This window comes from Stenotrophomonas sp. STEN147 (assembly GCF_056757995.1).
Genome location: NZ_JBRRCG010000026.1, coordinates 1 through 18,737, shown reverse-complemented (window position 1 = coordinate 18,737; position 18,737 = coordinate 1). Strand labels below are relative to the sequence as shown.

Annotated in this window: 19 protein-coding genes and 1 pseudogene; 13 read left to right on the top strand and 7 right to left on the bottom strand. The window is 67.5% G+C overall.

Going from position 1 to position 18,737, the window contains the following annotated elements:
* Positions 1 to 22: 22 nt before the first annotated feature.
* Positions 23 to 1,384 (bottom strand): helix-turn-helix domain-containing protein, encoded by a 1,362-nt coding sequence (locus ACVOKU_RS17805; protein WP_481560533.1) that lies wholly within the window; start codon positions 1,382 to 1,384, stop codon positions 23 to 25.
* Between the two features lie 118 nt (positions 1,385 to 1,502).
* On the opposite strand from ACVOKU_RS17805, the gene ACVOKU_RS17800 reads away from it, so the two are divergent.
* The 5 genes from ACVOKU_RS17800 to mmsB are packed head-to-tail and all read left to right on the top strand — an operon-like array spanning position 1,503 to position 7,036.
* Complete coding sequence (locus ACVOKU_RS17800; RefSeq protein ID WP_053520140.1) at positions 1,503 to 3,008, top strand: CoA-acylating methylmalonate-semialdehyde dehydrogenase; 1,506 nt, start codon at positions 1,503 to 1,505, stop codon at positions 3,006 to 3,008.
* 26 nt (positions 3,009 to 3,034) lie between these two features.
* Complete coding sequence (locus ACVOKU_RS17795; RefSeq protein WP_440210885.1) at positions 3,035 to 4,189, top strand: acyl-CoA dehydrogenase family protein; 1,155 nt, start codon at positions 3,035 to 3,037, stop codon at positions 4,187 to 4,189.
* Positions 4,186 to 4,983: an enoyl-CoA hydratase gene (locus ACVOKU_RS17790; protein ID WP_053520138.1), complete on the top strand. Its 798-nt coding sequence runs from the start codon at positions 4,186 to 4,188 to the stop codon at positions 4,981 to 4,983. The genes ACVOKU_RS17795 and ACVOKU_RS17790 overlap by 4 nt, the downstream gene beginning before the upstream one ends.
* Positions 4,980 to 6,149, top strand: a complete 1,170-nt coding sequence (locus tag ACVOKU_RS17785) for an enoyl-CoA hydratase/isomerase family protein (protein ID WP_481560524.1) — start codon at positions 4,980 to 4,982, stop codon at positions 6,147 to 6,149. The genes ACVOKU_RS17790 and ACVOKU_RS17785 overlap by 4 nt, the downstream gene beginning before the upstream one ends.
* Complete coding sequence (mmsB, locus tag ACVOKU_RS17780; RefSeq protein WP_065174196.1) at positions 6,146 to 7,036, top strand: 3-hydroxyisobutyrate dehydrogenase; 891 nt, start codon at positions 6,146 to 6,148, stop codon at positions 7,034 to 7,036. Before ACVOKU_RS17785 ends, mmsB begins: the two co-directional genes overlap by 4 nt.
* A 91-nt stretch (positions 7,037 to 7,127) precedes the next feature.
* On the opposite strand, the gene ACVOKU_RS17775 is transcribed toward mmsB, so the two are convergent.
* Positions 7,128 to 7,553 (bottom strand): organic hydroperoxide resistance protein, encoded by a 426-nt coding sequence (locus ACVOKU_RS17775; RefSeq protein WP_049464150.1) that lies wholly within the window; start codon positions 7,551 to 7,553, stop codon positions 7,128 to 7,130.
* Positions 7,554 to 7,663: 110 nt separating this feature from the next.
* Complete coding sequence (locus tag ACVOKU_RS17770; RefSeq protein ID WP_053520135.1) at positions 7,664 to 8,644, bottom strand: cation diffusion facilitator family transporter; 981 nt, start codon at positions 8,642 to 8,644, stop codon at positions 7,664 to 7,666.
* 208 nt (positions 8,645 to 8,852) lie between these two features.
* Between ACVOKU_RS17770 and ACVOKU_RS17765 the strand changes: the two genes are divergently transcribed.
* Positions 8,853 to 10,307 carry a SulP family inorganic anion transporter gene (locus tag ACVOKU_RS17765; RefSeq protein ID WP_481560523.1) on the top strand — a complete coding sequence of 485 codons (1,455 nt, stop codon included), beginning with the start codon at positions 8,853 to 8,855 and terminating at the stop codon, positions 10,305 to 10,307.
* A gap of 145 nt (positions 10,308 to 10,452) precedes the next feature.
* Here ACVOKU_RS17765 and ACVOKU_RS17760 read toward each other — a convergent pair whose 3' ends face one another.
* Positions 10,453 to 10,902 carry a hypothetical protein gene (locus tag ACVOKU_RS17760; RefSeq protein ID WP_481560522.1) on the bottom strand — a complete coding sequence of 150 codons (450 nt, stop codon included), beginning with the start codon at positions 10,900 to 10,902 and terminating at the stop codon, positions 10,453 to 10,455.
* A 200-nt stretch (positions 10,903 to 11,102) separates the two neighbouring features.
* Positions 11,103 to 11,345, bottom strand: coding sequence for a hypothetical protein (locus tag ACVOKU_RS17755; protein ID WP_279942179.1), 243 nt, complete (start codon positions 11,343 to 11,345; stop codon positions 11,103 to 11,105).
* Between the two features lie 192 nt (positions 11,346 to 11,537).
* Between ACVOKU_RS17755 and dusA the strand changes: the two genes are divergently transcribed.
* The 4 genes from dusA to ACVOKU_RS17735 all read left to right on the top strand — a co-directional run bounded on the left by dusA (position 11,538) and on the right by ACVOKU_RS17735 (position 15,363).
* Positions 11,538 to 12,569 (top strand): tRNA dihydrouridine(20/20a) synthase DusA, encoded by a 1,032-nt coding sequence (gene dusA / locus ACVOKU_RS17750; RefSeq protein ID WP_481560521.1) that lies wholly within the window; start codon positions 11,538 to 11,540, stop codon positions 12,567 to 12,569.
* A 212-nt stretch (positions 12,570 to 12,781) separates the two neighbouring features.
* Positions 12,782 to 13,156, top strand: a complete 375-nt coding sequence (locus ACVOKU_RS17745; RefSeq protein WP_053520383.1) for a hypothetical protein — start codon at positions 12,782 to 12,784, stop codon at positions 13,154 to 13,156.
* Positions 13,157 to 13,229: 73 nt separating this feature from the next.
* Positions 13,230 to 13,913, top strand: a complete 684-nt coding sequence (locus ACVOKU_RS17740) for a response regulator transcription factor (protein WP_481560520.1) — start codon at positions 13,230 to 13,232, stop codon at positions 13,911 to 13,913.
* 25 nt (positions 13,914 to 13,938) lie between these two features.
* Entirely contained in the window at positions 13,939 to 15,363 is a 1,425-nt protein-coding gene (locus tag ACVOKU_RS17735) for an ATP-binding protein (RefSeq protein ID WP_065174201.1), read from the top strand.
* Positions 15,364 to 15,445: 82 nt separating this feature from the next.
* Here the strand turns inward: ACVOKU_RS17735 and ACVOKU_RS17730 are convergent, their stop codons facing one another.
* Both ACVOKU_RS17730 and ACVOKU_RS17725 read right to left on the bottom strand, forming a co-directional pair.
* Entirely contained in the window at positions 15,446 to 16,234 is a 789-nt protein-coding gene (locus tag ACVOKU_RS17730) for a M90 family metallopeptidase (protein ID WP_481560519.1), read from the bottom strand.
* Complete coding sequence (locus ACVOKU_RS17725) at positions 16,201 to 16,479, bottom strand: hypothetical protein (protein ID WP_053520154.1); 279 nt, start codon at positions 16,477 to 16,479, stop codon at positions 16,201 to 16,203. The genes ACVOKU_RS17730 and ACVOKU_RS17725 overlap by 34 nt, the downstream gene beginning before the upstream one ends.
* Before the next feature lie 142 nt (positions 16,480 to 16,621).
* Here ACVOKU_RS17725 and birA point away from each other — a divergent pair, with 142 nt between their 5' ends.
* The 3 genes and pseudogenes from birA to ACVOKU_RS17710 form a co-directional block, all read left to right on the top strand.
* Complete coding sequence (gene birA, locus ACVOKU_RS17720; protein ID WP_053520153.1) at positions 16,622 to 17,590, top strand: bifunctional biotin--[acetyl-CoA-carboxylase] ligase/biotin operon repressor BirA; 969 nt, start codon at positions 16,622 to 16,624, stop codon at positions 17,588 to 17,590.
* Entirely contained in the window at positions 17,587 to 18,318 is a 732-nt protein-coding gene (locus ACVOKU_RS17715; RefSeq protein ID WP_074902219.1) for a type III pantothenate kinase, read from the top strand. The genes birA and ACVOKU_RS17715 overlap by 4 nt, the downstream gene beginning before the upstream one ends.
* A 9-nt stretch (positions 18,319 to 18,327) precedes the next feature.
* Positions 18,328 to 18,737 (top strand): annotated as a pseudogene (locus tag ACVOKU_RS17710) (SPOR domain-containing protein); the annotation flags it as partial.

The window sequence follows — 18,737 nt, the reverse complement described above, 5'->3', positions numbered from 1 at the left end:
GCGCAGCCCTGCCGAACCAACCCTATCGCCCCGGTAACTGCGCGAACGCGCGCTGCATGCAGTCCTCGCGTGGGCACACCCGGCAACCCGGGCCGATCGAAACCGAATTGCCGGGGCTCTGCACATCCAGCCCCAGCGAATACACCAGCCGCTCGGCATGCTGCAGGTCGCAGCCCAGCGCTACTGCGAAAGTCTTGCGTGGTTGGCCGTGACCAACCGGGCCGCTGCTGACCTGCCGGGCCAGCCAGAAGTGGCGCCGCCCATCGGGCATGCGCGCGGTCTGGGTCAGGATGCGGCCGGGCTGGTTGAACGCCTCGTAGACGATCCACAGCGGGCATGAGCCACCCACCTGCGAGAAGTGGAAGTCGGTGGCCGAGTGACGCTTGGAGACGTTGCCGGCGCGGTCCACACGGATGAAGAAGAACGGCAGGCCGGGCGCGCTGCGGCGGGCCAGCGTGCTCAGCCGGTGGCAGACTGCTTCGAAGCCGACACCGAACTGGTGCGCCAGCAGCTCGATGTCGTAGCTGCTGGCTTCGGCCGCACGCAGGAAGCGCAGGTAGGGCATTACCAGGGCCCCGGCGAAATAGTTCGACAGGCCGATGCGCGCCTGCGCGATGCGCGCCTCGTCGCTGAATCCGGCGCGGGCAATCACCGCATCGATCTGCGGCAGGTAGCCGTGCAGTGCAAGTTCGGCAGCCATCTGGAAGGCCTGCTGGCCCGGCTCCAGATAGTCCGGCAGCCACAGCCGGCGGGCACCGGCATCGTACTGGCGCTTTTCGCGCCCAGCCTTCAATGCGGTTACTTCCACCAGCACGCCGTGGCGATCAGCCAGCAACTGGCGCAGGCGCGGGGCGACGTGCCCCGGCGACAGTCCCCATTCGGCGAACAACCGCTCGGCCAGCTCATCCAGCTCCGGGATGTGGTTGTGCATGCGGTTGAAGAACTCGCGCACCTGGTCGCCCGCCGGCAGGGTGCTGCCGGCACCGGGTTCGCCCAGCTGAAACTCCAGTGCGGCGGCATGTTCCCGCAACGCCAGGTGGCGGCGATGCAGGTCCAGCAGCGCCCGGCTTACCTGCGGCAGGTTGCCGGCCAGTGCCCGCAGCTCGGTGGCACTGACGTCGGCCAGCCCCAGGTCCCGCAGGGTTTCGGCCAATGATTCCTGCAACGCGGCGGGTTCATCCTCGTCGAACAGGGCGGAAACGTCGCCCAACACCTCCCCCAGCTTCTTCTGCACGGCGGGCGTCAACGGGCGCTTGTTGCGCTCGATCTGGTTCAGGTAGCTGGCAGACAGGCCCAGGGCGCGGGCCAGGTCGATCTGGCTGTAGCCGCGCTGCTCGCGCAGGCGCAGCAGGCGCAGGCCCAACTGGCGCTGTGAGGATGGCAGATTCACAGAATTAACAGGAATCGTGAGGGGTGTTGGCCAGATTAAGCGGATTCAGGCCGGAAATCGAGCGGGTGCCTGTGAATAATGCCAAGCATCTTTCGCACCCCTGGATGTCGTCATGACTGTTGCAGCGCCCCGTATCCGCATGCTGATCGATGGCCAGTTCGTCGAATCGGCGACCTCCCACTGGCAGGACGTGATCAACCCGGCCACCCAGGACGTGCTGGCCCAGGTCCCGTTCGCCACCACTGCTGAAGTGGACGCTGCCGTGGCCGCCGCCAAGGAAGCGTTCAAGACCTGGCGCAAGACCCCGATCGGCACCCGTGCGCGCATCTTCCTGAAGTACCAGCAGCTGATCCGCGAGAACATGAGCGAGCTGGCGCACATCCTCACCGCCGAACAGGGCAAGACCCTGCCGGATGCCGAAGGCGATGTGTTCCGCGGCCTGGAAGTGGTCGAGCACGCCGCCGCCATCGGCAACCTGCAGCTGGGCGAGCTGGCCAACAACGTGGCCAACGGCGTGGATACCTACACGATCATGCAGCCGCTGGGCGTGTGCGCCGGCATCACCCCGTTCAACTTCCCGGCGATGATTCCGCTGTGGATGTTCCCGATGGCCATCGCCACCGGCAACACCTTCATTCTCAAGCCGTCCGAGCAGGACCCGATGGTCACCATGCGCCTGGTTGAACTGGCGCTGGAAGCCGGCATTCCGAAGGGCGTGCTGAATGTCGTCCACGGTGGCGAGGAAGTGGTCAACGCGATCTGCGACCACCCGGACATCAAGGCGGTCTCCTTCGTGGGTTCCACCCGCGTGGGTACCCACGTGTACAACCGTGCGTCGCTGGCCGGCAAGCGCGTGCAGTGCATGATGGGCGCCAAGAACCACGCCGTGGTGCTGCCGGATGCCAACAAGGAGCAGACCCTCAATGCGATGGTCGGTGCCGCCTTCGGTGCCGCTGGCCAGCGCTGCATGGCGGCCTCCACGCTGGTGCTGGTGGGTGAAGCGCGCGGCTGGGTGCAGGATCTGGTGGCCAAGGCCAAGACCCTGAAGGTCAGCGGTGGCACCGTGTCCGGTACCGATGTCGGCCCGGTGATTTCCTGCAGCGCGCGCGAGCGCGTGGAAGGCCTGATCGCCTCGGGCGTGGAGCAGGGCGCGCAGCTGGTGCTCGACGGCCGCAATCCGCAGGTCGATGGCTTCGAGAAGGGCAACTTCGTCGGCCCGACCATCTTTGCCGGTGTCACCACCGACATGCGCATCTACCAGGAAGAAATCTTCGGGCCGGTGCTGGTGATCCTGGAAGCGGAAACGCTGGAAGACGCCATCGCGATGGTCAACAGCAACCCGAACGGCAACGGCACCGCACTGTTCACCCAGTCCGGCGCGGCCGCGCGCAGGTTCCAGGAAGACATCGACGTCGGCCAGGTCGGCATCAACGTGCCGATCCCGGTGCCGGTGCCGCTGTTCTCCTTCACCGGCTCGCGTGCCTCCAAGCTGGGTGACCTCGGCCCGTACGGCAAGCAGGTGGTGCTGTTCTACACCCAGACCAAGACCGTCACCGCGCGCTGGTTCGATGACGAGACGCTGAGCCACGGCGTCAACACCACGATCAGCCTGAAGTAACGGCAGGAGCAGCCATGAGCCACTCGATGACGACGGAACTGGAAGAAGCGCAGCAGGCCTACCGCGAGGCCGCCCGTGACTTCGCACTGGCCGAACTGGCGCCGCACGCCGCGCGATGGGATGCGGAGGGCATCTTTCCGCGCGAGGCGATCGCCAAGGCCGGTGAACTGGGCTTCTGCGGTCTGTACATGGACCCGGAAGTGGGCGGCAGCGGCCTGAGCCGGCTGGACGCCGCCGTCGTCATCGAGGAGCTCGCCAGCGTCGATCCCTCGACCGCGGCCTACATCAGCATCCACAACATGGCCTCGTGGATGGTGTCCAAGTGGGGTCAGCCGGCACTGCGCGATGCGTGGGGCAACGATCTGGCGGCGGGCATCAAGCTGGCCTCGTACTGCCTGACCGAACCAGGCGCCGGTTCCGATGCGGCCTCGCTGAAAACCACCGCCGTGCGCGATGGCGACCACTTCGTGCTGAACGGCGCCAAGGCCTTCATCTCCGGCGCCGGCGCCACCGAACTGCTGGTGGTGATGGCGCGCACCGGCGGTGCCGGTGCCGGCGGCGTCAGCGCCATTGCGGTGCCGTCGGACCTGCCGGGCATCAGCTTCGGCCGCAAGGAAGAGAAGATGGGCTGGAACAGCCAGCCCACCCGTGGCATCACCTTCGAGAACGTCCGCGTGCCGGTCAGCCACCTTCTGGGAGAGGAAGGCGGTGGCTTCAAGCTGGCGATGAAGGGACTCGATGGCGGCCGCATCAACATCGCCGCCTGTTCGCTGGGTGCCGCGCAGGGCGCGCTGGATGCCGCACGCCGCTACATGGGCGAGCGTCGCCAGTTCGGCAAGGCGCTGGCCGAGTTCCAGGCACTGCAGTTCAAGCTGGCCGACATGGTCACCCAGCTGGTGGCCGCCCGGCAGATGGTGCATACCGCCGCGCGCAAGCTCGATGCCGGCGCCAGCGACGCCAACGTGTGGTGCGCAATGGCCAAGCGCTTCGCCACCGATGCCGGTTTCACTGTCTGCAACGAAGCGCTGCAGATCCACGGCGGCTACGGCTACATCCGCGAATACCCGATCGAACGCCTGCTGCGTGACTGCCGCGTGCACCAGATCCTGGAAGGCACCAACGAGATCATGCGGGTGATCGTTGCCCGTCACCTGCTCAACACCGAAGAGGAACTGCGATGAAGGATTGGCGTACCCAGGAGCACGTGGGCCTGAAGGTCGAGGCCGATGGCCACACCGCCGTGGTCACCCTGCACAACCCGCCGGCGCATACCTGGACCGTGCACAGCCTGTCCGCGCTGCGCGACCTGGTGGCTGCGCTCAATGCGGACCGCGACATCTACGCGCTGGTGATCACCGGTGACGGCGAAAAGTTCTTCTCCGCCGGCGCGGATCTGAACCAGTTCGCCTCCGGCGACAAGGCCGCCGCGCGCGAGGCCGCACGCCGCTTCGGCGAAGCCTTCGAGGCGCTGTCCGGCTTCCGCGGCGTGTCGATCGCCGCAATCAACGGCTATGCGATGGGCGGCGGGCTGGAATGCGCGCTGGCCTGCGACCTGCGCATCATCGAAGACCACGCCCAGGTCGCGCTGCCGGAGGCCACCGTCGGCCTGCTGCCGTGCGCCGGTGGTACCCAGAACCTGCCACGGCTGGTGGGCGAGGGCTGGGCCAAGCGCATGATCCTGCTGGGCGAGCGCATCAATGCCGAGACCGCGCTGCGCATCGGCCTGGCCGAGGAGAAGGTCGGCAAGGGCGAGTCCAAGGCGCTGGCGCTGGAATGGGCGAAAAAGGCCGGCAAGCAGAGCCCGACCAGCATCGCGGCCTGCAAGACGCTGGTGCAGTCCACCCGCACCGGTACCCACGCCTCGGCGCTGGTGGCCGAACGCGAGGCCTTCGTCGATCTGTTCGATACCGCCGACCAGGTCGAGGGCGTGAACGCCTTCCTGGAAAAGCGCGCCGCGCAGTGGAAGAACGCATGACCACGGTCGCCGACGAAGCGCCGGTCCTGTTCGAAGAGCGCGTGGCCGGCAATGGCGCGCGCATCGGCATCGCCACGCTGAACGCGCCGCGCACGCTCAATGGCTTCTCGCTGCCGATGGCGCACCTGCTGCTGAAGCAGCTCAATGCCTGGGCCGACGACGACGGCATCGCGATGGTGGTGCTGCAGGGCGCCGGTGAAAAGGCGTTCTGCGCCGGCGGTGACCTGCACAGCCTGTACCAGAGCATGCGTGCGTTCCGCGAGGCCGGCCGCAGCGATATCCGCGACAACGACTACGCCGCTGAATTCTTCGACGTCGAGTACCGCGTGGATTACCTCATCCACACCTATGCCAAGCCGATCCTGTGCTGGGGCCATGGCATCGTCATGGGAGGGGGCATCGGCCTGATGTCCGGTGCCAGCCACCGCGTGGTCAGCGAGCGCTCCAAGCTCGCGTTCCCGGAGATCACCGTCGGTCTGTTCCCGGACGTGGGTGGCAGCTGGCTGCTGCCGCGCGTGCCGGGCAAGGGTGGCTTGTTCCTGGCCTTGACCGGTGCATTGCTCAACCCGGGCGATGCGATCTATGCCGGCCTGGCCGACGTGCACGTGGCCGAAGCGCGCCGCAGCGATGTGTTCGATGCACTGCTGCAGGTGGCCTGGTCGCGCGACGCCGCGAGCAACCACGAGCGCCTGGGCCACCTGTTGCAATCGTACGCCAGCGATGCCGCGACCGGTCCGCTGCTGGCCAATGCGGCGAAGGTCGACGCACTGTGCGACGGCGATGACCTCGATGCCATCGTCGAAGGCATCGCCCACCTGCAGACCGACGATGCCTGGCTGCAGGCCGCCCAGAAGACCCTCGCGGCCGGCGCGCCCGGTTCGGCGCGGCTGGCGTTCGAGCTGCAGCGCCGCAGCGCGGGCCAGGATCTGGCTGCGGTCTACCGCCTGGAATACATCGTCGCCCTGCACTGCGCCGCCCACGGCGATTTCGCCGAAGGCATCCGTGCGCTGCTGATCGACAAGGACCGCACGCCGGCGTGGAACCCGGCCACGCTGGCCGAAGCCAGCGCCCTGTGGGCCGATACGTTCTTCGCTTCGCCCTGGGCCGATGCCGCGCATCCGCTGGCCGACCTGGGTACCCCTGCCGCTGAAAGGAGCCTGGCATGAGCCGCATTGCATTCATTGGGTTGGGCAACATGGGTGGCCCGATGGCCGCCAATCTGGTCAAGAACGGCCACACCGTGCGCGTGTTCGATCTGGTGCCGGCCGCCGTGCAGGCCGCCGTCGACGCCGGTGCCGGTGCCGCGTCGTCAGCACGTGACACCCTGGCCGACGCCGAGGTGGTGATCTCGATGCTGCCGGCCAGTCGCCACGTCGAAGGCCTGTACCTGGGCGATGACGGCATCCTCGCCGCGATTCCGGCCGGTGCGCTGGTCATCGACTGCAGCACGATCGCTCCGGCCAGCGCCCGCAAGGTGTCCGAAGCGGCGGCCGCACGCGGCCTGCAGATGATCGATGCACCGGTTTCCGGCGGCACGGCCGGTGCCCAGGCCGGCACCCTCACCTTCATCGTTGGTGGTGAAGAGGATGCACTGGAGCGTGCGCGCCCGGTGCTGCAGGCGATGGGCAGGAACATCTTCCACGTTGGCGCCAGTGGTGCCGGCCAGGTGGCCAAGCTGTGCAACAACATGGCGCTGGGCGTGATCATGGCCGTCACCGGCGAGGCCATCGCACTGGGTGTGGCGCACGGTCTGGACCCGAAGGTGCTGTCGCAGATGATGGCGGTGAGCACCGGCCGCAGCTGGGCCACCGAAGTGTGCAATCCGTGGCCGGGCGTGCTGGAGAATGCGCCGGCCTCGCGTGGCTACAGCGGCGGCTTCGGCAGCGACCTGATGCTCAAGGACATGGGCCTGGCAGTGGAAGCGGCGATGAGTGTCGGCGCCTCGATCCCGCTGGGTGAAGTGGCCCGCAACCTGTATTCGATGAATCACCAGGCCGGGCGCGGCAAGCTGGATTTCTCCAGCGTCGTACAGCTCATCACCAGCGAGAAGTAAGCGAATGCGTCCCCGGCCGCGTGCCGGGGCCCACCCGGGGTGGGATGGGCGGATGCCTGGTTTCGACCGGTATCCGCCCATTTTTTTGCGGTCAGGCGACGATCAGCGTCACGTCGATGTTGCCGCGGGTGGCATTCGAGTACGGACACACGATGTGCGCCTTCTGCACAAGCGCCTCAACCTGCTCGCGCGGCACGCCCGGCACGTTGATGGTCAGCTCGGCCTCGATGCCGAAGCCGGTCGGGATCTGGCCGATGCCCACCTTGCCGGTCACGGTGGTGTCAGCCGGCAGCGCGACCTTGGCTTGGCCGGCCACGAACTTCAGCGCGCCCAGGAAGCAGGCCGAGTAGCCAGCGGCGAACAGCTGCTCCGGATTGGTGCCCGGGCCGCCCGCGCCGCCCAGCTCGCGCGGGGTCGACAGCTGAATGTCGAGCACGTTGTCGGAGGAGACGGAACGGCCTTCGCGGCCGCCGGTGGAGGTCGCCTGGGCGGTGTACAGAACCTTTTCGATGGACATCGGGATGCTCCTGGTCAGTGGGTGGTAGTGCGTTGGAGCCTACTTTGCCCGCTTTCCAAGGACGATGGGTGACAGACCGTCCGAGAAATTTGATCGATCGTCCTGCCTGTCTAGATCGTCCATTCCCGATCGGTGGTGAACATGATGGTCAGCCAGCGATCCGGCGAGGCTTCGCCCAGTGCATCGCCGATCTCGTCACGCAGCTGGTCCCACTCCCGCAGGGGCCGCGGCGGATCATCGGCCGGGACCACGAAGAACAGCTCGATCTGCTCGCCACGTCCCACCTGCGCCACATAGCTTCGGTGTTCGACGAAGCCATGCCTGGCGACGATCGTGCGCGCCACTGCGTCCACGTGGGCCTGCAGCTCTGGCGGGGTCACCAGCAGGATGCCGGCCAATGCCCGCCGTACCGTGCCCAGCGGCGCGATCATCACCAGTACGCAGACGAAGGCGAGGATGGCCGGATCGATGTACGGCCCGATCCAGTCCCACGCGGTGCCACGCACCAGCGCGCCGCCCAGGAAGGCGACCAGATAGCAGGCCGACATGCTGGCCGCGATCATCCAGTTTTTCGCGTCCAGCGCGATGAACTCCGAACCGATGCGGCGGTTGGCGCGCAGCACGAACACGCCCAGCGCTGCCTCGGCCAGCAGCGACAGCGCGGCGAAGATCATCGCCGGCCCCAGCGCGATGTGGCGGCCGCCGGACATCAGCGCGTCCACGGCATTGACCAGTGCATACAGCGCCGCACCGATCATCAGCGTGCCGCTCACGCCCAGCACGATCGGTTCCAGGTGCCAGAAGCCCATGGTGAAGCGCTGGTTGAGGCGCGACTGCAGCGCATCGGTGTTGGTCGACAGCGCGATCAGGCGCGCGACCAGCAGCGACAGCCAGGTCATCACCACATCGATCAGCCCGTAGATGCCATCGAAGATGATGAGCGAGGAATTGGCCAGCAGGCCGAACACCACCGCAGTCAGCGCCAGCAGCAACGCACCGGCAATCGACAGGCGCAGCACCCCCTGTTCGGTGGTGGGGTCGAAGAAGTGGGGGCGATCGGTAGCCATGACCCGATTGTAGAGCGGAGCCATGCTCCGCTGCGTCTGGCGGCCGGCCGCGCTACCTTCATGCAGCCGCTTCCCGTAGACTGCGCCCCTCCCACGTACCGACACCCGCCTGCAGTGATCACGCCACCCTGACCCTTGCCGCACATCGGCAGCCGGCCCGCCCGGCTCAGGAACCCGTGTCTTTCCACTGCAGCGCCATGCGGCCACGCCCGCCTGCGCGCGGAGCTTTCCCATGCAAACGTCCTATCCCCTGCGCCAGCAATGGCTCGGCAACGTCCGTGGCGACCTGTTGTCCGGCATCGTCGTCGCCCTGGCCCTGATTCCCGAGGCCATCGCCTTCTCGCTCATTGCCGGCGTCGACCCCAAGGTCGGCCTGTACGCCGCCTTCTCCATCGCCGTCATCACCGCCATCGCGGGTGGCCGCCCCGGCATGATCTCTGCTGCCACTGGCGCGATGGCGCTGGTGATGGTCGACCTGGTGAAGGATCACGGCCTGCAGTACCTGTTCGCCGCCAGCATCCTGGCCGGCTTGCTGCAGGTGCTGGCAGGCGTGTTCAAACTGGGCTCGCTGATGCGCTTCGTCTCGCGCTCGGTCATCACCGGCTTCGTCAATGCGCTGGCGATCCTGATCTTCCTGGCGCAGATGCCGGAACTGATCGGCCGCGGCCCTACGGTCTACGTGCTGTGCGCGGCGGCGCTGGCCATCATCTATCTGCTGCCGCGCCTCACCCGCGCCGTGCCCTCGCCGCTGGTGGCCATCGTGCTGCTCACCGCGGTGGTGATCGGCTTCGGTATCGACGTGCGCAGTGTTGGCGACATGGGCCAGCTGCCCGACAGCCTGCCGCATTTCCTGCTGCCTGATGTCCCGCTCAGCTGGGAGACGCTGCGCATCCTGCTGCCGGTGTCGGCCACGCTGGCCGTGGTCGGCCTGCTCGAATCGATGATGACCCTGCAGATCGTCGAGGACATCACCGAGACACCCAGCGAGCGCAATCGCGAATGCATCGGCCAGGGCGTGGCGAATACGGTAACCGGCTTTCTCGGCGGCATGGCCGGCTGCGCGATGATCGGCCAGTCGGTCATCAACGTGACCTCCGGTGGCCGTGGCCGCCTGTCGTGCCTGGTGGCTGGCGTGCTGCTGCTGGTGCTGGTGGTGTACGGCAGCGACCTGGTGCGGCAGATCCCGATGGCCGCCCTGGTGGCGGTGATGATCATGGTCAGCATCGGCACCTTCAGCTGGCGCTCGCTGCGCGACCTGCGCACGCACCCGCGCAGTTCCTCGGCCGTGATGTTGCTGACCGTGGTGGTCACCGTGGCCACCCACGACCTGGCCAAGGGCGTGCTCAGCGGTGTGCTGCTGTCGGCCCTGTTCTTCGCGCGCAAGGTGGGCCGCATGCTGGAGGTGCAGCGCGAGGAGGCGGACGACACGCAGGTCTACCGCGTGCGCGGACAGGTGTTCTTTGCTTCCGCCGGCCAGCTGGGCGCGGCGTTTGATTACCAGCACGTGGCACCGAAGGTGCAGATTGATCTGCGCGATGCCCACCTGTGGGACCTGACCGCCGTGGCCGCGCTGGAGCGCGCGCAGGAAAAACTGGCCGCGCATGGCGCAGAGGTGACGGTGGTGGGGCTCAATGCCGCCAGCCGGACGTTGATCGAGCAGGTGGGTGGGCGCGGCGGCGGGCACTGAGTTCGCACTCACCAATCGCCGCCATCTGCGCTGAAAAATGGGACCATAAGCGCTTCGGCAGATGCCAGGGCATGCACTGGTATCTGCCGTTGATTCGACAGGGGGTGCCTGGGTGACCGCAGTGGCGGTCACCCGCGTTGTTGCATCAGTGCCTGCGGCCCACGCACCTGACTTCCACCCGCATGTCGGCGTCCATCACTTCGCTGGTGCAGATCATCTGGTTGTCGCCCGGCCCGATATTGGGGCGCATGCCCAGGTCGAAGAGGTAGCGACTGAAGTCCATGTAGGCGTCACTGGTGATGCCACCGGGGAACTCGTACACCACCGGCTTGCCGTCCTTGGCAGCGTCTGCTTTGGTCTCTGGAACCGGGTTGCCGTGAACGTCGCGGCCGGTGCCGGGATTACGCGCCCAGCTTTTCATCTCGATGTCGTAGGAGGCCTTGATCCTGGAACCATCGGCGAAGTTCAGGGTGGTCACCGGGCGGCCTGCAGTCAGCGAGATGTTCTTTCCCCTGACCGAATTGACGAACGTCATGTGCGCCGCATACCCGCGGGCGCGCCAGGAGGCATTCAACTGCTCGATCGCGTTGTTCATCCTGGCCGGGCTCTGCAATGCATCGTATACGGTTGCCGGAACCGGCCTGTCTGCGGCGGGAGCGCGGCCGCCTGCATCTGAGCGTATGAACACCCTTCGCACGGAGTATCTTGCTGCTCCACCTGCGCGTGCGCTCCCTGCGCGCAGAGCAACAACGCCACCGCAGTTGCGTATCGGAACAGCCTCCTCGAATTCGATTCCTAGATGGATGGATTGGGTAGGAAATGAATGACGATCCTGGCTGCTGCCGCAATGACCAGCGCAATCGACACGGCGCGGGTGAAGCGATGAATCTCGCGCCGTTGGAAGGGTATCCATACCGTGAGCAGGATGGTTGTGAGACCAAAAACCAGCACCGGGGTGCCGGAGGTCGTCATCGCCATGCACAGGCTGATGAAGGCGAACAGCTCCAGGACCAGTTCGATATAGGTGCGTTGCTGCATTACATGTTCCGTCTGCTTGGGACATCCACGCCGCACATCGTCATGCGGCGCTCAAACGATATCACTTCTCATTCGTATTTGGTGGCGTGGCGGGCGCGTGCCACACCAGCAATGGGGCACCGGCGCTTCGCACACCGCCTGACGCCCCGGCGTCATTCAGCCACCCGGTGTAAACTATTGATCTCACTGGCAATGCCGGTCTCCACGATCAACGCCCCGATGACGTCCGCCACCGCCCGTTACGCCGATTCCCTGCGCCTGTCCGTCGCCCCGATGATGGACTGGACGGACCGCCATTGCCGCGTGTTCCATCGCGTGCTGGCTCCCGGGGCGCGGCTGTACACGGAGATGGTGCACGCCAACGCGGTCATCCATGGTGACCGCGAGCGCCTGCTCGGCTTCGACCGCAGCGAACAGCCGCTGGCCCTGCAGCTGGGTGGCAGCGATCCGGCCCTGCTGGCGCAGGCCGCGCGCATCGCCGCGGACTGGGGCTACGACGAGGTCAACCTCAACTGCGGCTGCCCGTCCGATCGCGTGCAGGCGGGCCGCTTCGGTGCCTGCCTGATGCGCGAGCCGGTGCTGGTGGCCGAATGCGTGGCCGCGATGGTCGATGCGGTCGACATCCCGGTGACGGTGAAGTGCCGTCTGGGCGTGGATGAGGACAACGAGTACGAGGCGTTCGCCCGCTTCGTCGACCGCCAGGTCGCTGCCGGTGCAGCGATGGTGGTGGTGCACGCGCGCAATGCCTGGCTGAAGGGCCTGTCGCCCAAGGAGAACCGTGAGGTTCCGCCGCTGAAGTACGACTGGGCCTACCGCCTGAAGCAGGAGCGGCCCGCGCTGCCGGTGGTGCTCAACGGTGGCCTGGCCAGCATGGAAGCCGTGCAGGCCCAGGCCGGCCATGTCGATGGCGTGATGCTGGGCCGGGCCGCGTACCACGATCCCTATCTGCTGCATCAGCTGGAAGCGCTGCACACCGGTACGCCGCTGCGGTCGCGCGCGGATCTGCTGCGCGCGCTGCGCCCGTATGTCGAGGCCCGTCTGGGCGAGGGCATGGCCCTGAAGCACATCACCCGTCACCTGCTCGGCCTGTTCCATGGGCAGCCCGGTGGGCGCGCGTTCCGCCAGGTATTGAGCGAGGGTGCGCACCGTCCAGGCGCCGACTGGACATTGGTCGAACAGGCCCTTGCCGTGACCGAGCGCGACGCTGACCGTGCCGCTGCGTGACGTCCGTCACATTCCTGACTTGACAACGCCGGCCGATTCGTCCCGAATGTTCACTTAGATGAACAAACCTGCGGTTCGCCCGGAAAAGTTCAGATCGGATTCACCGCCCCAAACCAAGAATTTGCAAAGGAATTGTAAAGACCGGGTCCCGCACCCGGTTCCCGGATTTACGACTTTTGAACGAATCGCCGTGCTCGGCTAGGATCGCATCGATGTCTTCCGCTCCCCTCCATTGCCGCATTGCCCTGGCCACCTGCGTGGTGCTGGCGGCTGCGCCGCTGTCGTCGGCAATGGCACAGCAGCCCCCGCGTGCGGAACACGGCCGGGCGGAGATGATGGAGCGGAGCGAGCGGGGTGGCCGTGGCGACGAGCGCTCGCTGTCCGATGCCGTGCGCCGCGTGCAGCGCACCACCGGCGGCCACATCCTGGGCGCCGAACGGGTGCCGTTCGATGGTCGTGACATCAACCGGGTCAAGTACATGGATGACCGGGGCCGGGTCCGCTACATGGACGATCCCGCTCCGTCGCGTTCACAGCCGCGCACGCCGCGGTCGGATATGTCTTCACTACGCGGCGATAACCCCTGAACAGGGATAGTTGTCGCTATCAACCCGTACCCCACTGGCCTCCGGGCCACACCCAGGACACTAGGGAGAGTTCATGCGTATCCTTCTGGTCGAAGACGAAGCCCCGCTGCGTGAGACCCTGGCAGCCCGGCTCAAGCGCGAAGGCTTTGCCGTCGATGCTGCGCAGGACGGCGAGGAAGGCCTCTACATGGGGCGCGAAGTCCCGTTCGACGTCGGCATCATCGACCTCGGCCTGCCCAAGATGTCCGGCATGGAGCTGATCAAGGCGCTGCGTGACGAGGGCAAGAAGTTCCCGGTGCTGATCCTGACCGCGCGGTCGAGCTGGCAGGACAAGGTCGAGGGCCTGAAGCAGGGCGCCGACGATTACCTGGTCAAGCCGTTCCACGTCGAAGAGCTGCTGGCCCGCGTCAACGCGTTGCTGCGCCGCGCCGCCGGCTGGAGCAAGCCGACCCTGGAATGCGGCCCGGTCGCACTGGATCTCGCCGCGCAGACGGTCAGCGTCTCCGGCAGCAATGTCGACCTGACCAGCTACGAGTACAAGGTGCTGGAGTACCTGATGATGCATGCCGGTGAACTGGTCTCCAAGGCCGACCTCACCGAGCACATCTACCAGCAGGACTTCGACCGCGACTCGAACGTGCTGGAAGTGTTCATCGGCCGCCTGCGCAAGAAGCTGGACCCGGACGGTGACCTGAAGCCGATCGAGACCGTGCGCGGCCGCGGCTACCGTTTCGCGATCCCGCGCAACGAGGGCTGAGCCGGCTCACCCTGGCGATTGCACGATGTCCGGCCGTCTGTGGTTCTTCCGACGCTGGCGGCCGCGCTCCCTGCAGGCGCGCCAGCTGTTCGCCGCGTCCGTGGGCCTGGTCGCGTTCCTGGCCCTGGCCGGTTACGCGCTCGACGCCGCCTTCGCCGATACGGCGAAGGCCAACCTGCGTGAGCGCCTGAAGAACTACGCCACTGCCTATGCGGCCGGCATCGACTTCACCCGCGACCGTTCGCTGTACATCCGCGAGCAGCCACCGGACCCGCGCTTCGACGTGCCCGGCAGCGGTCTCTACCTGCAGGTGGTGATGCCGGACGGCAAGGGCAATTCGATGTCGGCCGAAGGCCCGATGCTGCCCACCGTCGGTGGCGGCCTGCTTGCGCCACGCCAGGAGGTATTCGAAGGCCCGCTGCCGATGATCCAGATCGACGGCAGCCAGGGCTCGGTGTACCGCTACGGCCTGGGCCTGGTGTGGGACGCCGACGCCGATCCCGCCACCGAGTTCCCGTACACCATCTACGTGATGGAAGACTCGCGCGCGCTCGGTGCGCAGCTGCGGGTGTTCCGCAGCCGTGTCTGGTTCTACCTGGGTGGCATCGGCCTGATCCTGCTGCTGCTGCAGACGGTCATCCTGCAGTGGAGCCTGCGTCCGCTGCGTCGCGTGATCACCGAGCTGACCAAGGTGCAGCGCGGCGAAACCGAGCGCATGAGCGAGCGCCACCCGCGCGAGCTGGAACCGCTGACCGACAGCATCAATGCCTTCATCGAAAGTGAGCGCGAGAACCTCGAACGCCAGCGCAATACCCTGGCGGATCTGGCGCACAGCCTGAAAACGCCGATCGCGGTGCTGCGCACGCAGATGGACAGCGGTGCCGGTGATGGCGCGCTGCGCGAAGAGCTGGACGTGCAGCTGCAACGCATGAACAACCTGGTGTCCTATCAGCTGGCGCGCGCTGCGTCGTCGGGCCACAAGCTGTTCTCCGCACCGTTGCCGATCGAGTCCAACGCCGAAGAGATCGTGCGGGGCCTGGAAAAGGTCTATGCGGCCAAGGGCGTGCTGTGCGAGTTCGATATCGATCCGGCCGCGCGCTTCCATGGCGAGCCGGGTGACCTGCAGGAACTGCTGGGCAATCTGCTGGAAAACGCCTTCAAGTGGGCCAAGCGCCGTGTCCTGCTGACCGCGCAGCCCCTGCCGGCACCGAATGCACGCCGCGCCGGCCTGCTGCTGGCCGTGGACGACGACGGCCCCGGCATCGCGCCGGACGATATCGGCAAGGTGCTGCAGCGTGGTGTACGTGGCGACGAACGCGTGCAGGGCCACGGCATCGGCCTGTCGATCGTGCAGGACCTGATCAAGGATTACCGCGGCGAACTGGCGGTTGGCCGTTCCAGCGAACTGGAAGGCGCCCGCTTCGAAGTGCGTCTGCCGCCGGGCCCGTAATCCACGCCGCCGGGCATGGGCCCGGCGCTACCTACGGCTAAACGGTAGCGCCGGGCCATGCCAGGCGAACCGATGACATGGCTCAGCCACCCGGCGCCGGCGGTTCACCATAGAAGCGCCGCAGATGTGCGGCAACATCGGGCAGCGCTTCGGCCAGCACGTCCGGAGCGGAGAAGTGGTATTCGCTGGCGACCGCGAAGAACTCCTCCGGTGCTTCGGCGGCATACGGGTCGATCAGCGTCTCCTGGCCGGCATCCACCTGCGCGCAGAACGCATCGTAGGACTGCTGGAAGACAGCAGCCCACTCACGCTGCCACGCACGCGGCAGCGGCGGCGTGCCGTCCATCGCGCCATCGAGCGCATCGAGCTTGTGCACCATCTCGTGCACGGCCACGCAGTAGCCCTCGTGCGGTGCGGCCAGATCGGCCTGCACGTCGGCCCAGGACAGGATCAACGGCCCGCTGTCCCACGATTCGCCGATCAGCTCGTCGTCCCATTCGTGCAGCACGCCCGCCGCATCCATGTGGCTGCGATGCACGCGGAATGCGTCGGGGTACACGATCAGCTGCGACCAGCCCTGCAGCCCCACCTCGCCGAACTCGAGCAGTGGCAGGCAGCACAGGGCCGCCAGCAGCACGCCGTCGGCGGCCTGCAGTTGCAGATTGCCGATCGGGGTGATGGTCTTCTCATGCAGGAAGCGCGCCGCCAGCGTGCGCAGCCGGGCGCGTCGTTCGTCGGAAAGCCCCTGCAGCCATGCCGCACGGCGGCAGGCCTCATCCCAGTATGCGTCTTCGATCGGCCGCGGTGCGGGCCGCAGCCACTGCAGCAACGACTTGATCAGCGGAACATTCCCGGCAGGTAGCTGTGCCACTTCGGCGCGCGCAGCCGCTGCAGCATGTCCTCATCGCTGCCGCCACCGCCGGTGCTGGTCGCGCTGCTGGCCGCCGGGCGTGCCGGAGCAGGCTTGGCCGTGGTGGTCGATGCCGTCGGTGCGCGCTGCGAGGCGGCATCGCCGTTGGAGGACACACAGGCGCCGCGGCTGTCATCCAGTGCTGCTGTGGCCGACGCCGCGAAGGGCATCGTCAGCAGGATCAGGCAATGGGCATAACGGCGCATTGACGACATCCACGTTAAGGGAAGGTGAGTTCCCGATTCTAGCCCGAACCCGGCACCGGATTGGAAGCCCACCGCCGGCCTCGTGGCGGGCGTCGCTGGCGGCTTTCCCGCATAATTCCGTCCTGACTTCGTGGAAGCTGCCGTGGACGATCGCCAATTGCTGGCCAAACTCGCTGCCGGTCGCCTGTCCGGCGACGCCCTGGCCCGTGAGCTGGGCCAGACCCGGGCGGCAATTTGGAAGCGCATTCAAGGGCTTAGGGCCGCAGGTGTCGATATCGAGGGCCGTGCCGGCGAAGGCTATGGCCTGACCCGCCCGGTCGAGCTGCTGGACCCGGCGACCATCCGTGCCGCCCTGCCGGCCGATGCCCTGTCCCTGCTGCATGACCTGCAGGTGGCCTGGACGGTGGATTCCACCAATGCCGAATTGCTGCGGTGCAGCGCGCCCCAGCGCGGGGTCAGCGTCCTGCTGGCCGAACGCCAGACCGGCGGGCGGGGGCGGCGCGGCCGCACCTGGGCCTCGCCGCTGGCGGCCCACGTCTATCTGTCGGTGCTGCGCCTGTTCTCCGGGGGCCTTGGCCGGCTGGCGGGGCTGAGCCTGGTTGCCGGTATCGCCGTGGCCGAAGCGCTGCACGATCTGGGTTTCACCCAGGCGCAGCTGAAGTGGCCGAATGATCTGATCGTCGATGGCCGTCGCAAGCTGGTCGGCCTGCTCGCCGAGGGCGGCGGCGAATACGCCGGTCCGGCCCGCGCAGTGATCGGCATCGGCATCAACACGCACATGCCGCCCTCGTTCGCCGAGCAGATCACCCAGCCCTGGGTGGATCTGGACACACTGGCCGGCGCGCCGGTCGACCGCAACATCGTCGTCGCCGCCGTGCTTGCACGGCTGCTGCCGGCGCTGGAGGAATTCGACCGCGAAGGGCTGGCCCCGTTCCTGCCGCGCTACGCCGCCTTCGACATGCTGGCCGGCCGCGAGGTGCGCGTCGAGCTGGAGGGGCAGTGGCAGCACGGCACCGCACTGGGCCTGGCCGATGACGGCGCGCTGCGCGTGAGCATCGACGGCTGCGAGCGCCGCCTGCATGCCGGCGAAGTCACGGTGAGGGCGGCATGAGCGACTGGTTGTTCGACCTCGGCAATTCGCGCTTCAAGTTCGCGCCGTTGCAGGGGGATCGCGCGGGCGACGTACAGGCCTGGGCGCATGGCGCCGAAGGCATGGCCGGGCAGCCGCCGCACAGCCTGCCCAGCGGCGCGACGGCGTTCGTCGCCAGCGTGGCCGCACCTTCGCTGACCAGTGCCATGCTGGACCAGCTGCAGCGGCGCTTCGACCAGGTGCATGTGGTGCGCACCAGCGCCGAATGCGCAGGCGTGCGCATCGCCTACGCGCGCCCTGAGAAGTTCGGCGTGGATCGTTTCCTCGCCCTGCTGGCCGCCGCCAAGGCGCAGCGCCCGGTGCTGGTGGTGGGCGTGGGCACGGCGCTCACCATCGACCTGCTCGATGCCCGTGGCCAGCATCACGGCGGCCGCATCGCCGCATCACCCACCACCATGCGCGAAGCACTGCATGCGCGCGCCGTGCAGCTGCCCGCCAGTGGCGGCGATTACAGCGAGTTTGCCAATGACACCGCCGACGCACTCGCCTCCGGTTGCGATGGTGCTGCGGTGGCGCTGGTCGAGCGCAGTGCGCAGCAGGCGCAGGCACTGCTGGGTGTGATGCCGTCGCTGCTGGTGCACGGTGGCGGCGCGCCCGCGCTGATGCCACTGCTGGACGGCGCCGACTATCACCCTTCGCTGGTGCTGGACGGCCTCGCCCGCTGGGCGGTGCACCAGCCCGCAGGCTAGTATCCGCGCATGCTCACCCGTGCCCTGATCGTCGTCCTGGCCATCCTCAATCTTGGCGTTGCCTGCTGGTGGCTGCTGCGCGATGCGCCGCAAAAGCCTGCACCGCCGCCGCGGCCGGCCGGCGTGGCCGAACTGCGCTGGGTGCCCGGTGGCACCGATGCGGCGGTGGCCGGGCAGGCATCATCGGAGGCACCGGCGCCAGCACTGGTGGAGCGCGACCCCGCAGCGGCGACCGCCGTGGCGTCCACTCCTGCCCCTGCCGCGCCGGCCAAGCCGCAAGCCGAGCCGGCCAAGGCGCCGGCTGCGGAAGCAACCTCCAGCCCGACGCCAGCGCCAGCGCCGGTCGCACCGCCGGTCGCGCAGGCGCCTGCCGCCAGCGAGCCGCCGCGCTGCATCGCGCTGGGTCCGTTCGCCGATCG

Bases quoted from the DNA above. Each gene is read 5' to 3' on its own strand.
- ACVOKU_RS17790 (WP_053520138.1), top strand. From the start codon at position 4,186: ATGAAGGATTGGCGTACCCAGGAGCACGTGGGCCTGAAGGTCGAGGCC.
- ACVOKU_RS17725 (WP_053520154.1), bottom strand. From the start codon at position 16,479: ATGCGCCGTTATGCCCATTGCCTGATCCTGCTGACGATGCCCTTCGCG.
- ACVOKU_RS17795 (WP_440210885.1), top strand. From the start codon at position 3,035: ATGACGACGGAACTGGAAGAAGCGCAGCAGGCCTACCGCGAGGCCGCC.
- ACVOKU_RS17755 (WP_279942179.1), bottom strand. From the start codon at position 11,345: ATGCAGCAACGCACCTATATCGAACTGGTCCTGGAGCTGTTCGCCTTC.
- mmsB (WP_065174196.1), top strand. From the start codon at position 6,146: ATGAGCCGCATTGCATTCATTGGGTTGGGCAACATGGGTGGCCCGATG.
- dusA (WP_481560521.1), top strand. From the start codon at position 11,538: ATGCCGGTCTCCACGATCAACGCCCCGATGACGTCCGCCACCGCCCGT.
- ACVOKU_RS17770 (WP_053520135.1), bottom strand. From the start codon at position 8,644: ATGGCTCCGCTCTACAATCGGGTCATGGCTACCGATCGCCCCCACTTC.
- ACVOKU_RS17785 (WP_481560524.1), top strand. From the start codon at position 4,980: ATGACCACGGTCGCCGACGAAGCGCCGGTCCTGTTCGAAGAGCGCGTG.
- ACVOKU_RS17745 (WP_053520383.1), top strand. From the start codon at position 12,782: ATGTCTTCCGCTCCCCTCCATTGCCGCATTGCCCTGGCCACCTGCGTG.
- ACVOKU_RS17800 (WP_053520140.1), top strand. From the start codon at position 1,503: ATGACTGTTGCAGCGCCCCGTATCCGCATGCTGATCGATGGCCAGTTC.
- ACVOKU_RS17765 (WP_481560523.1), top strand. From the start codon at position 8,853: ATGCAAACGTCCTATCCCCTGCGCCAGCAATGGCTCGGCAACGTCCGT.
- ACVOKU_RS17715 (WP_074902219.1), top strand. From the start codon at position 17,587: ATGAGCGACTGGTTGTTCGACCTCGGCAATTCGCGCTTCAAGTTCGCG.
- ACVOKU_RS17735 (WP_065174201.1), top strand. From the start codon at position 13,939: ATGTCCGGCCGTCTGTGGTTCTTCCGACGCTGGCGGCCGCGCTCCCTG.
- ACVOKU_RS17775 (WP_049464150.1), bottom strand. From the start codon at position 7,553: ATGTCCATCGAAAAGGTTCTGTACACCGCCCAGGCGACCTCCACCGGC.
- ACVOKU_RS17740 (WP_481560520.1), top strand. From the start codon at position 13,230: ATGCGTATCCTTCTGGTCGAAGACGAAGCCCCGCTGCGTGAGACCCTG.
- ACVOKU_RS17760 (WP_481560522.1), bottom strand. From the start codon at position 10,902: ATGAACAACGCGATCGAGCAGTTGAATGCCTCCTGGCGCGCCCGCGGG.